This window comes from Tenacibaculum lutimaris (assembly GCF_003610735.1).
Lineage (GTDB): Bacteria > Bacteroidota > Bacteroidia > Flavobacteriales > Flavobacteriaceae > Polaribacter > Polaribacter lutimaris.
On the sequence record NZ_RAQM01000007.1, the window covers coordinates 418,844 to 431,174 of the forward strand.

Consider the following 12,331-nt stretch of genomic DNA (forward strand, 5'->3'; position numbering starts at 1 on the left):
GGATTTTAAGGTTGTTTTAGTTTTAATCTCAAATTAAAAGTTCCAGTTTATGATAGGGAGCGAGCGCTTTTCATTTTTATTCCATAAACCAATTTGAATACCTTTTAATGATTTTGTGTTGTTAATTAATCCAATTTGAACACCTTGAAGGTCTTCTGTGTAGTTCAAAACTCCTATTTGGGCTCCATTAGTTAAGTTTTGGTTTTTGTTGTTGTTATTTTGGATTCCAATTTGGATTCCATTGGTGAATTCTGAAACGTTAAATCCTCCAATTTGAGCTCCGTTTAAAGTTTGTGTATGATTTCCAATGAAGCTCCCGCTGAGACCATTCATAACGTAGCTGTCATTTCCTAAAATACTTAATGCCATTCCGTTTTGTTTTTCAATTATATTTCCTATTCCTGCAATTGCTATCCCGTTCATTTTTATGAAATACTGACCAATGAAAGCACCTGAAATACCATTAACTTGAGTTTCTGCTGTTGATCCAGATGATAGATTTATTCCATATACAATTTCTGAAGGTTCTGAATCAAGTTTATTTTCAAATTCTGTTAAACTGGTTGATAAAGGAGATTTAGGTATAAGTGGCAGAAGTATACCAAGACCGGGAATCTCTAATCGTACCCCGAATGTTCTGGTTAGTGTAGAGTCTGTAAAAATTGATTTTGGAAAAGTGCCGATTGATACACCAGCAATATCTGTGTTTTTAGAATGAGTTGTCCAAATAGGGGCTCTAAATTTTCTGCTTTGCGCTTGTGTAGTTAAGCAACAAACTAGTAATAGTAAGTAAATATTTTTCATAATTTATTGATTTTGTTTATGGTAAAATTATTGTGATTAATCAAGTTTTAATTGTTTGATTAGCGGTTTTATAAAAATATTTTTGTGATTATCACAAAATGATTATTTTTAAAAATGTTTCAGAAGGTTTTATTAGAGCGAATAAAAAAAGAGTTAAGAGGCAAATCACTTAACGATACATTGGCTGTTGTTTTACAGATTAGTTATGATGCTGCGCACAGAAGGACGAGTTTAAAAAGCAAGATTTCTTTAGATGAGGCAGTTTTGTTAGCTAAACATTTTAACTTTTCATTAGATACATTGTATGGAGAAGTAGTGAAAAATTATGTGTCAGTAGAAAAGACACTTCAAATAAAGGATGAAGATAGTTTACGAGAATATTTTGATACCTCTTATAACTTATTAGTTGAAACAGCAAAAGATAAGAGTTTTAAAATCTACTATTCAGCAAAAGACATCCCGCTGTTTTATTTAATTGATGATTCGCTATTAAGTAGATTTAAAATGTATGTTTGGATGAAGTTGCTGTGTGTAGAATTTAGAAATGTTCGTTTTGATAGTTTCTATCCTAAACTATCTACTATACAATCAGGAAAGCGGCTTGGAGATTTTTACAGCTTTTTGAATGTGTCTGAAATTTGGGATACAACAACTATCAATAGTACGCTAAAGCAGATTTACTTTTATTATGAAGCAGGGCAAATCTCTGCGATTGAAGCAATGAGTCTTTGTAGAGAGTTAAAGGTGTTGTTGAATAGTATTTCTGAAAAGGTTTTAGAAAATAAAGGATTTGAACTTTACTATAATGAACTTTTATTGATGAATAATAATGTACTGGTGTTTAACCAAGAGCAACAGCTTCTATTTGTCCCAAATTCTATGCTTTCATATTTTAAAACAGCAGATAGCGAAACATGTTTAGAAGCTAAAAACTACATGGAGAATCAAATTAAGCATTCGAAACTTTTAAATACCTCTGGAGAAAAAGAGCAAAATAAGTTCTATAATAAAATGATGCAGAAAATTAATGCTCTGATCAGTTTAATAAAAGCAGATAGTATTTTAGATTTTGAATAAAAAAACCTCACCAATTGGCGAGGTTTTACACAACTAAAATCTGAACTAAGATTTTTCTTAGTAAGCATCTTCATGTACAGCTTTGATGGCTCTACCAGAAGGTTCGTTTTGGTTTTGAAAACTTTTATCCCAAGCTAATGCAGTTGGTGTACTACACGCAATTGAAGGCACAGAAGGCACAGTTAATGCAGCAGCTTCACTAGGAAAATGTTCTTCAAAAATGGTACGATAGTAATATTCTTCTTTTGCTCTTGGTGTTTGAGTAGGGAAACGGTGTGCAGCATTTTCCATCATTTCATCAGTAACCGCAGCCTCAACAACTTCTTTTAAAGTGTCAATCCAGTTGTACCCAACTCCGTCAGAGAATTGTTCTTTTTGTCTCCAAGCAACTTCTTTCGGTAAATAACTTTCAAAAGCCTTACGTAATACCCATTTTTCCATACGTTCACCGTTAATCATTTTATCTTCAGGGTTAATACGCATAGCCACATCCATAAATTCTTTATCTAAGAATGGAACACGTCCCTCAATTCCCCAAGCCATTAAACTTTTGTTAGCACGTAAACAATCATATTGATATAGTTTATCTAATTTACGTACTGTTTCTTTGTGAAATTCTTCAGCATCTGGAGCTTTGTGGAAGTATAAATATCCTCCAAAAAGTTCGTCAGCACCTTCACCTGATAAGACCATTTTTATACCCATTGATTTAATAACACGTGCCATTAAATACATAGGAGTAGAAGCACGAACTGTTGTAATATCGTAGGTTTCTAGGTTGTAAATTACATCTTTTATAGCATCCAATCCTTCTTGAATGGTAAAGGTAATTTCATGGTGAATAGTACCTAAATGTTCTGAAACTTTTTTTGCTGCAGCTAAATCAGGAGAGCCATCTAACCCAACTGAAAATGAATGTAGTTGTGGATACCACGCGGCATCTTTGTCGTCAGATTCTACACGCTTCGCCGCATATTTTTTAGCAATTGCAGAGGTAATAGAAGAATCTAATCCTCCAGATAATAAAACTCCGTAAGGTACATCACTCATTAATTGACGATGAACAGCAGCTTCTAAAGCATCACGTACTTCATCAATAGAAGTTTGGTTATCTCTAACAGCTTCATATTCCATCCAGTCACGAGAATACCATCTTTGTAATCCATCTTCACGAGTGTAATAGTGCCCAGGAGGAAATACTTCAATCTTGTTGCAAACTCCTTCTAAAGCTTTTAATTCAGAAGCAACATAAAAGGTTCCATGTTTATCCCACCCCATGTATAAAGGGATAATTCCCATATGATCACGAGCTATTAAATATTCATCAGTCATTGAGTCATATACAGCGAAGCCGAAGATTCCGTTTAGGTCATCTAAAAACTCCACACCTTTTTCTTTGTATAAAGTTAAGATAACCTCACAGTCAGATTGTGTTAAAAACTCGTGTTGTTCTTTAAGTTGTTTTCTAATTTCTTTGTGGTTGTATATCTCTCCATTGGCAGCTAACACAAATCTACGATCATAACTAAATAATGGTTGTTGACCAGAAGCTGGATCAACGATTGCTAATCGCTCATGCGCCATTATTACTTTTTCATCGCTGTAAATTCCACTCCAATCCGGACCTCTATGACGAACTTTCTTAGCCATTTCTAAAATTTGAGGTCTTAGTTTCTCAGATTTCTCTTTCAAATCGAAAGCACATACAATTCCACACATAATTTTTGTTTTTAATTAATTATTGCAATGCAAATAAACTAATGATGTTGTTTTTTGTAAATCGTATATTGTTTATTGGTTTAAAATTTAAACTATAAATTTAAAAAATGTAATTATTTGTAATTGTTTATTGAGATAAAAGCTGTTGTTACTTAGTTTTTTTAGCAATAGATTGATGTGTATAAAGTTAGATTGTAGAAAAATAATAACATAGATTATTATTGTTAAAGTTTATGATTCTTAACTAAGACTAAAATATATTTGCCGCGGTTTTTCTTTTAAGAAAAGAAAATTAAAAGGGAATTAGGTGAAAGTCCTAAACTGTACCCGCAACTGTAAGCTACGTCTATTATAAATAGATACTTATTATTTCTTACACCACTGTTTTTTACGGGAAGGTAGTAATAAGATGTTAGTCAGGAGACCTGCCAAAATTTTATTTGTTGTTATCCTTTCGGGATTAAAAGGATTAACAATAATACACGCAAGTATTTAAAATGTATAATACTTGAAAGTGTTTTTTATTTTCTGAAATTTTAAATTAATTATAAAGATGATACGTATTTACGGTATTGCATTGTTATGTCTGTTTATGACATTTTTTTCTTGTTCAAGTGATTCAATAAAACATGAACCAACTCCAATTTATGATAACTCTTTTATAGTAGGATATGAAGGTGATAAAACAGTAATAGGGCATTTAGATGAAGACCAGGTTTTTACATCTAGTGTTTTTGAGTCGTTAAATAAAAACACAATATCTTTTTCAGAATATGAAAATAAATTGTTTGCTGTGTCACAATCAGGTCCTGATTATGTTACAAAGTTTAATTTACAGAATTTAGCTGTAGAAAAAGTAGTAACAACTTCTGCGGTAACTGATCCTTCATATTTAACAATGTTTTCTGAAACTGAAGGATTGATGATTTCAACTGCAGGGAGTGGAAGAAGTAAAACATACAGCTTGTCATTTTTTAATATTAATGAAGGAGTAAAAGATAGAATAGAAGGAATCTCTGATAAAGTACTGTTTTCGAAGTCAGGTCTTTTAGTAGATGGAGAAAATGTATTGATTGCTGATGATAAAGAGTTGAAAGTGTTAAATACGAAAGATAAGTCTTTAACAACTGCAGTAATATTTGAAGATGTTATTTCAGGAATCCTAAAAGATAAAAACAACAAAATTTGGGTTGGAACCGAAAAAAGAGTAGGAGAAAAAGCACAATTTGTAAGTCTATCGAATGATTATTCTGTGGCAGAAACAATCACTCTAGATGGGGTTAATTTATACAAAACAAGTATGCTTACAATGGATTTTTCTAGTAATACTATTTATTGGGTGGAGGTAAACACAGGTTCAATTCATCGTTTTAATACGGAGAGTAAAGAAGCTGCAGAATTTGTAAACCCGATGACAGATGGAGTAATGCTTACCACCATAGTAAGAGAGCATCCCACAACAGGAAAAATATATGTTTTAGGGGCAGAAGACTTTTTTGATACAGATAAAAGTATTTTAGTAATTTATAATGAAGATGCTTCTGTTTTTAAAACTGTAAAAGGAGTAGGAAACTCGCCAATAGATATATTTTTTTCTAAAGAAGATTTTTCAATTAACTAATTTGCTTTTTGTTGCGAGTAAATTTTTTAATCTAAAAAAATTTGTCAATTCAAAATCACTTTATACATTTGTACCATAATGATGAATCAACAATTAAATAACTGGTGGTGGAAAACTCATGACTTACGTTAGTGAGACCATCTTGTTATATCTATAATACAACGAAAAGGCTTATCTCATGATAAGCCTTTTTTGTTTTTATACATCAAACTAAAATGAAAAAAATAAAATTTAAAACGATAGCAAAAAAACAATTGGCAGATATGGTTACGCCAGTAAGTTTGTACTTGAAAATAAGAGATAAGTATGCGAATAGTTTACTGTTAGAAAGTTCAGACTATCATAGTAAAGAAAATAGCTATTCATTTTTATGTATAGAACCTTTAGTAACAATCAAGGCAGAAAATGATGAGTTGTTATTGTCTTATCAAAAAGAAGAATTGAAAAGAGAACCGATTCAAAGAGATTTTTACCAAAAGTTTGATGCATATAGTAGTTTAATAGATGTTGATTGTTCAGAGGAAATTAAATCATTCAATGGGTTGTATGGTTATACCACATTTGATGCTGTGCAATATTTTGAAACCATACAAATTAATTCTAAAAAAGCACCGTCTAACATTCCGTTATTACAATACAGTTTTTTTCGATTTATAGTAGCTATTAATCATTTTAAGAACGAAATGATTTTGATAGAAAATATTCCTGAAGGAGAAGAGTCTCGATTGTTTGAAATAGAAAACTTGGTAAATTCTCAATCTTTTGCAAAATACGACTTTGCTTTTCAAGGAGAAGAAACTTCTAATATAACAGATGAAGAATTTAAGCAAAGTGTAACCAAAGCAAAGGAACATTGTAAAAGGGGAGATGTTTTTCAGTTAGTACTTTCACGTCAATTTCAACAACAATTTAAAGGTGATGAATTTAATGTGTATAGAGCATTACGTTCTATAAATCCTTCACCTTATTTATTTTATTTTGATTACGGAAGCTTTAAGTTGATGGGGTCTTCACCTGAAGCGCAAATTAAAATAGAAGAAGGTCAGGCAATTATTAATCCAATTGCAGGAACCTTTAGAAGAACAGGAGATGACGAGAAAGATAGGGAGTTAGCAAAAGAGCTAGCAAATGACCCGAAAGAGAATGCTGAACATGTAATGTTGGTGGATTTAGCAAGAAATGACTTAAGCAAGCATGCTACTAATGTAACGGTTGAAACTTATAAAGAAGTGCAGTATTTTAGTCATGTAATTCATTTAGTTTCTGCAGTAACAGGAAAGATTACAGGAAATCCGATAGAAATTGTAGGAGATACATTTCCGGCAGGAACTTTGAGTGGAGCGCCTAAATATAAAGCGATGGAGTTGATTGATACTTATGAAAATCAAACTCGTGGATTTTACGGAGGATGTGTTGGATTTATAGGATTGAACGGAAATGTAAATCAAGCAATTGCGATTCGTTCTTTTGTAAGTAAAAATAACACCTTGTTTTATCAAGCAGGAGCAGGAATCGTGATCAACTCAAAAGAAGAAAACGAATTACAAGAAGTAAATAACAAATTGGCAGCATTAAAAAAAGCATTAGTGTTAGCAGAAGAAATATAAATTAACTTTTAGTTGTTAGTTTTTTGCTAATAACCAAGAGCCAAAAGCTAAAGAAATGAACATATTAATATTAGATAATTACGACTCGTTTACCTATAATTTGGTACATTATGTAGAAGATATCACAGGAAAATTGCCTGATGTGTATCGTAACGATGAAATTTCTTTGGAAGAGATTAAAAATTATGATGCTATTATTTTATCTCCGGGACCAGGAATTCCAGATGAAGCGGGTATTTTAAAAGAAACGATTAAAACCTATGCAGGTAAAACTCCAATTTTTGGAGTGTGTTTAGGGCTGCAAGCAATTACTGAAGTTTTTGGTGGGGAGTTAGAAAACTTAAATGATGTGTTTCATGGAGTTGCTACTGAAATGAAAGTGACTAAAAAAGACACTACAACCTTTAAAGGTATTCCAGAAGCATTTGAAGCAGCACGCTATCATTCTTGGATTGCCTCTCATAACAATTTTCCAGAGGAATTAGAAATAACAGCAATTGATGAAGACGGCAGTATTATGGCATTGCGACATAAAGAATTTGCTATTGAAGCAGTACAGTTTCATCCAGAAAGTATTTTAACTCCAGAAGGGAAAAAAATGATTCAGAATTTTATTGATTTGGCGAAAAGCCAAAAGCCAAAAGCTTAAAGCTATTCACATGAAAAAAATACTAAACACCCTATTTGAACAAAAACGATTAACGAAAGAACAATCGAAAGAAGTGTTGATGAACATTGCACAAGAAAAATATAATGCTTCGCAAATAGCTGCATTTATTACGGTGTTTTTAATGCGTCCAGTTTCAGTTGATGAATTGTCAGGGTTTAGAGAAGCTTTGTTGGAATTAGCAATAAAAGTAGATTTGTCAGATTTTAACACCATTGATTTATGTGGAACAGGAGGTGATGGGAAAAACACGTTTAACATTTCAACATTAACCTCATTTATCGTAGCAGGAACAGGACATAAAGTTGCAAAACATGGAAACTATGGGGTGTCTTCAGCTTCAGGATCTTCTAATATGTTGGAGTTTTTAGGATATAACTTTACAAACGATGAATCAACTTTAAAGCGTCAGTTAGAAGAAGCGAATATTTGTTTTTTACACGCGCCGTTATTTCACCCAGCGATGAAAGTAGTGGCTCCCATCAGAAGAGAATTAGGCGTAAAAACATTTTTCAACATGTTAGGTCCGTTGGTAAATCCGAGTCGACCACAAAACCAGTTGGTAGGCGTGTTCAATTTAGAAGTAGCCAGAGTATACAATTATATGTTACAGCAATCGAATGTGAATTATGGGGTGGTACACGCACTAGACGGGTATGATGAAATTTCACTCACAGGAGATTTTAAATTATTTACAAAAGAAGCAGAGCAACAAGTTTCCCCGTCTGATTTAGGACAACAACAAATTGCTCCATCTGCTATTTTTGGAGGAAATACAGTGAAAGAAGCTGCCGAAATATTTGTGAATATTATAAATGGAAAAGGAACAGAAGCACAAAACAATGTGGTATTAACCAATGCTGCTTTTGCTTTAAAAACCTTTGATAAAGCGAAGAGTTTTGAAACTGCTTTTGAAGAAGCAAAAGACTCTTTATTAGGGTTAAAAGCGAAAGAATGTTTAAATAAATTAATTACGAATTAGTAATTACGAATTATAAATTGTTAATTATGAAAAAGGGTAATATTATTCAGGAAAAGAGCTATGATTTTGCTGTGAGAACTGTGAACTTGTACAAACATTTATCACAAGAGAGAAAGGAGTTCGTTTTAAGTAAACAATTATTACGTTCAGGTACATCAATTGGAGCGAATATAGAAGAAGCAATTGGTGGGCAGAGCAGAAAAGATTTTTATGCTAAACTAACCATAGCATATAAAGAAGCAAGAGAAACACATTATTGGATTCGTTTGTTAAAAGACACTGGTTTTCTTTCAAAAGATACAGCACAATCATTTTTAAATGATACAGAGGAAATACTTAAAATAATAGGAAGCATCCAAAAGACAATTCGTAATTCATAATTAAAAAATCATAATTTATAATTGATATGACAATACTAGATAAAATAATAGCCTTTAAAAAACAAGAAGTAGCAAAAATAAAAGCTGAGGTTGCTGTTAAAAAACTGGTGGAGAGTCCAAATTTTAAAAGACAACCAATCTCGTTAAAAAAATCATTGTTAGAGCCATATTCAACAGGAATTATAGCCGAGTTTAAACGTCAATCACCTTCCAAGGGAATTATCAATGACAAGTCAACAGTTGCTGAAGTAACCAACGGATATTTAGATGCCAATGTAGCAGCACAATCTATTTTAACCGATACTTCTTTCTTTGGAGGAACCATGGCAGATTTAATGGAAGCGAGAGTTATCAACCAACAAAAACCAATTTTGAGAAAAGACTTTATTGTTGATGGATTTCAAATCGTGGAAGCAAAAGCTATTGGAGCTGATGTTGTTTTGCTAATAGCTACTTGTTTAACCCCAGAGCAATTGAAAAATTACGGACAGTTAGCTACAGACTTAGGTTTAGAGGTATTGTACGAAGTACATACACAAGAAGACTTAGATAAAATTGGAGATTTAGACAATAAAATTATAGGAATTAATAATAGAAACTTAAAAACATTTGAAGTTGATTTAGAGCATTCTATAAACTTAGCAAATCAAATTCCTGATACTGTTGTGAAGGTTTCTGAAAGCGGAATTTCTGATCCAAGAATTATTACGGGGTTAAAAGAACATGGTTTTCATGGTTTTTTAATAGGAGAAAATTTTATGAAAACAGATAACCCTGGACAAGCATGTCAAGAATTTATCGATCAAATTAGATAATATGAAACTAAAAGTTTGCGGGATGAAGTTTGTAGAAAATATTCAGCAAGTAGCTGAATTACAACCTGATTATTTAGGCTTTATTTTCTATGAAAAATCTCCAAGAAATTTTGAAGGTATCATTCCGAAACTACCCAAAGGAATCAAAAAAGTAGGCGTTTTTGTAAATGAATATGTAGAAATAGTAGTTTCATTAGTTGAAGAATATCAGTTAGAAGCAGTTCAGTTGCATGGAGATGAATCTGTAGCGTATATTAAAGAGTTAAAACAACATCTACCAAAAGTAGAAATCATAAAAGTATTTGGAATTAAAGGAGCATTCAATTTTGAGCTTTTAAAACCGTACGAAGAAGTAGTTGATTACTTTTTGTTTGATACTAAAGGAAAAGAGCGAGGAGGAAATGGGATAACATTTAATTGGCAAGTTTTAAAAGATTATAATTCAACAAAAGGGTACTTCTTAAGCGGTGGAATAGGTTTGGAAGAAGTGGATGAGTTAACCATGTTTTTTAAAACGTCAGCATCTAAGTATTGCTATGCCATTGATGTGAACAGCAAGTTTGAAACAAAACCAGGAATAAAATCAGTAAAAAAAATAGAACAGTTTAAGGCTTATTGCCAAAAGCTAACAGCTAAAAGCTAATCATATGAAATTTCAACCAGATAATAACGGGTATTACGGACAATTTGGGGGAGCGTTTATTCCAGAATTGTTATACCCAAATGTAAAAGAGTTAGAAGACAATTATATACAAATTATAGAGTCTGAAACTTTTCAGCAAGAATATAAAGACTTATTAAAACACTATGTTGGTCGTCCGAGTCCGTTGTATTTAGCAAAACGATTATCAGAGAAATACGGAGCGACTATTTATTTAAAGCGAGAAGATTTAAATCATACAGGAGCGCATAAAGTAAATAACACCATTGGTCAGATTTTAATAGCAAAACATTTAGGGAAGACTAAAATTTTAGCAGAAACAGGAGCAGGACAACATGGAGTGGCTACAGCAACAGTGTGTGCATTAATGGGCTTAGAGTGCGTTGTTTTTATGGGAGAAACCGATATTAAACGTCAAGCACCCAATGTAGCACGTATGAAAATGTTAGGAGCAACAGTAGTCGCTGCAACCAGTGGAAGTAAAACCTTAAAAGATGCCACCAATGAAGCGATTCGTTATTGGATTCAACACCCAGATACGTATTATTTGATAGGTTCTGTAGTGGGGCCACATCCATATCCGGATATGGTAGCACGTTTACAAGCAGTAATTTCAGAAGAAATGAAAGTACAGCTAAAAGAACAAACAGGTAAAGAGAATCCGGATACTATTATTGCTTGTGTAGGAGGGGGAAGTAATGCAGCTGGTGCTTTTTATCATTATTTAGAAGATGAAGAAGTGGAATTAATCGCAGTTGAAGCAGCAGGTTTGGGAGTTGATTCAGGAGAAAGTGCTGCGACATCACAATTAGGAGAAGTAGGAGTTATTCATGGAAGTAAAACTATTTTAATGCAAGATGAGTACGGACAAATTGTAGAACCGTATTCGATTTCAGCAGGATTGGATTATCCAGGAGTTGGTCCTTTGCATGCTTATTTACATGAAACAAAACGCGCAACATTCATGAATGCTACTGATAGGGAAGCTTTAGATGCAGCCTACGAGCTAACAAAAATAGAAGGAATTATTCCTGCGTTAGAAAGTGCGCATGCCTTGGCAGTATTACCGAAAATGAATTTACAAAAAGATCAAGTTGTGGTGGTAAATTTATCAGGAAGAGGAGATAAAGATTTAGAAACGTATATAAAACATTTAAGCTAATAGCCTCTGGCTAATGGCTAAAAGCTATTAGAAATGAATTCAATTCAAGATATATTCAATCAAAAGGAAAACGATTTACTATCAATTTTTTTTACAGCAGGTTTTCCAAAATTAGACGATACAACTAAAATTATTGATGAACTAAGTAAAAGTGGTGTGGACTTCATAGAGGTAGGTTTACCATATTCTGATCCGTTAGCTGATGGTCCAACTATTCAGCATAGTAGTGATGTAGCATTGAAAAACGGCATGAATCTCGATGTGGTTTTTCAGCAATTAGAGTCGATTAAAAATTCAAATAAAACGCCTTTAGTATTAATGGGGTATTTGAACCAGATTATTAAATATGGAGAAGATAAATTCTGTCAAAAAGTAAAAGATTGCGGAATTGATACTATAATTATTCCAGATTTACCTATGGTTGAGTTTGAAAATCATTATCAACAATTGTTTGACAGCTATGGAATCATTAATGTGTTTTTAATTACACCGCACACTTCCGAAGAACGTATTCGTAAGATTGATAGCTTAACTAAAGCTTTTATTTATGTAGTTGCTTCGGCGTCTATTACAGGAGCCAAAGGCGAAGTTTCAGAAGAACAAATAACCTATTTTAAAAGAATTCAAGCTATGGATATACAGAGCAAACTTATTGTTGGTTTTGGTATTTCTGACAATAAAACTTTTACAACTGCTTGTGAGTATATGAATGGAGCTATTATTGGATCGGCATTTATTAAAGAGTTAGATAAAAAAGGAATTGGAGGAATTGTAAATTTTATATCAACTATTAAAACTTGTTAAGAAATTGCTAAATTTTATGTGTTTATAGTCTT

The 12,331-nt window shown here is 32.5% G+C and carries 12 protein-coding genes and 1 riboswitch; of the genes, 10 read left to right on the forward strand and 2 right to left on the reverse strand.

The window, feature by feature from the left end; all coding sequences use genetic code 11:
- Positions 1-33: 33 nt before the first annotated feature.
- Entirely contained in the window at positions 34-804 is a 771-nt protein-coding gene (locus C8N26_RS05615; protein ID WP_120186408.1) for an LA_2272 family surface repeat-containing protein, read from the reverse strand.
- A gap of 114 nt (positions 805-918) precedes the next feature.
- Here C8N26_RS05615 and C8N26_RS05620 point away from each other — a divergent pair, with 114 nt between their 5' ends.
- Positions 919-1,881: a hypothetical protein gene (locus tag C8N26_RS05620; RefSeq protein WP_120186409.1), complete on the forward strand. Its 963-nt coding sequence runs from the start codon at positions 919-921 to the stop codon at positions 1,879-1,881.
- A 57-nt stretch (positions 1,882-1,938) separates the two neighbouring features.
- Here the strand turns inward: C8N26_RS05620 and asnB are convergent, their stop codons facing one another.
- Positions 1,939-3,600 (reverse strand): asparagine synthase B, encoded by a 1,662-nt coding sequence (gene asnB / locus C8N26_RS05625; RefSeq protein ID WP_120186410.1) that lies wholly within the window; start codon positions 3,598-3,600, stop codon positions 1,939-1,941.
- Between the two features lie 250 nt (positions 3,601-3,850).
- A riboswitch (cobalamin riboswitch) is annotated at positions 3,851-4,047 on the forward strand.
- A 106-nt stretch (positions 4,048-4,153) separates the two neighbouring features.
- On the opposite strand from asnB, the gene C8N26_RS05630 reads away from it, so the two are divergent.
- From C8N26_RS05630 to trpA, 9 genes are all read left to right on the forward strand, one after another.
- Positions 4,154-5,221 carry a hypothetical protein gene (locus tag C8N26_RS05630; protein WP_147418484.1) on the forward strand — a complete coding sequence of 356 codons (1,068 nt, stop codon included), beginning with the start codon at positions 4,154-4,156 and terminating at the stop codon, positions 5,219-5,221.
- Positions 5,222-5,436: 215 nt separating this feature from the next.
- Positions 5,437-6,828: an anthranilate synthase component I family protein gene (locus C8N26_RS05635; RefSeq protein ID WP_120186412.1), complete on the forward strand. Its 1,392-nt coding sequence runs from the start codon at positions 5,437-5,439 to the stop codon at positions 6,826-6,828.
- Between the two features lie 55 nt (positions 6,829-6,883).
- Positions 6,884-7,477: an anthranilate synthase component II gene (locus C8N26_RS05640; RefSeq protein ID WP_120186413.1), complete on the forward strand. Its 594-nt coding sequence runs from the start codon at positions 6,884-6,886 to the stop codon at positions 7,475-7,477.
- 10 nt (positions 7,478-7,487) lie between these two features.
- Positions 7,488-8,477 carry an anthranilate phosphoribosyltransferase gene (gene trpD, locus C8N26_RS05645; protein ID WP_120186546.1) on the forward strand — a complete coding sequence of 330 codons (990 nt, stop codon included), beginning with the start codon at positions 7,488-7,490 and terminating at the stop codon, positions 8,475-8,477.
- Positions 8,478-8,503: 26 nt separating this feature from the next.
- Complete coding sequence (locus C8N26_RS05650) at positions 8,504-8,857, forward strand: four helix bundle protein (RefSeq protein ID WP_120186414.1); 354 nt, start codon at positions 8,504-8,506, stop codon at positions 8,855-8,857.
- A 26-nt stretch (positions 8,858-8,883) separates the two neighbouring features.
- A complete protein-coding gene (trpC, locus tag C8N26_RS05655) occupies positions 8,884-9,672 on the forward strand; it encodes an indole-3-glycerol phosphate synthase TrpC (RefSeq protein ID WP_120186415.1) in 789 nt (262 codons plus the stop codon).
- Position 9,673: 1 nt separating this feature from the next.
- Entirely contained in the window at positions 9,674-10,315 is a 642-nt protein-coding gene (locus C8N26_RS05660) for a phosphoribosylanthranilate isomerase (protein WP_120186416.1), read from the forward strand.
- Positions 10,316-10,319: 4 nt separating this feature from the next.
- Positions 10,320-11,495 carry a tryptophan synthase subunit beta gene (gene trpB / locus C8N26_RS05665; protein ID WP_120186417.1) on the forward strand — a complete coding sequence of 392 codons (1,176 nt, stop codon included), beginning with the start codon at positions 10,320-10,322 and terminating at the stop codon, positions 11,493-11,495.
- Positions 11,496-11,528: 33 nt separating this feature from the next.
- The gene (gene trpA / locus C8N26_RS05670) at positions 11,529-12,299 is read left to right on the forward strand and encodes a tryptophan synthase subunit alpha (protein WP_120186418.1); all 771 of its coding nucleotides are present in this window, start codon (positions 11,529-11,531) and stop codon (positions 12,297-12,299) included.
- The last annotated feature ends 32 nt before the right edge of the window (positions 12,300-12,331 follow it).

Bases quoted from the DNA above. Each gene is read 5' to 3' on its own strand.
- C8N26_RS05615 (WP_120186408.1), bottom strand. From the start codon at position 804: ATGAAAAATATTTACTTACTATTACTAGTTTGTTGCTTAACTACACAA.
- C8N26_RS05620 (WP_120186409.1), top strand. From the start codon at position 919: ATGTTTCAGAAGGTTTTATTAGAGCGAATAAAAAAAGAGTTAAGAGGC.
- asnB (WP_120186410.1), bottom strand. From the start codon at position 3,600: ATGTGTGGAATTGTATGTGCTTTCGATTTGAAAGAGAAATCTGAGAAA.
- C8N26_RS05630 (WP_147418484.1), top strand. From the start codon at position 4,154: ATGATACGTATTTACGGTATTGCATTGTTATGTCTGTTTATGACATTT.
- C8N26_RS05635 (WP_120186412.1), top strand. From the start codon at position 5,437: ATGAAAAAAATAAAATTTAAAACGATAGCAAAAAAACAATTGGCAGAT.
- C8N26_RS05640 (WP_120186413.1), top strand. From the start codon at position 6,884: ATGAACATATTAATATTAGATAATTACGACTCGTTTACCTATAATTTG.
- trpD (WP_120186546.1), top strand. From the start codon at position 7,488: ATGAAAAAAATACTAAACACCCTATTTGAACAAAAACGATTAACGAAA.
- C8N26_RS05650 (WP_120186414.1), top strand. From the start codon at position 8,504: ATGAAAAAGGGTAATATTATTCAGGAAAAGAGCTATGATTTTGCTGTG.
- trpC (WP_120186415.1), top strand. From the start codon at position 8,884: ATGACAATACTAGATAAAATAATAGCCTTTAAAAAACAAGAAGTAGCA.
- C8N26_RS05660 (WP_120186416.1), top strand. From the start codon at position 9,674: ATGAAACTAAAAGTTTGCGGGATGAAGTTTGTAGAAAATATTCAGCAA.
- trpB (WP_120186417.1), top strand. From the start codon at position 10,320: ATGAAATTTCAACCAGATAATAACGGGTATTACGGACAATTTGGGGGA.
- trpA (WP_120186418.1), top strand. From the start codon at position 11,529: ATGAATTCAATTCAAGATATATTCAATCAAAAGGAAAACGATTTACTA.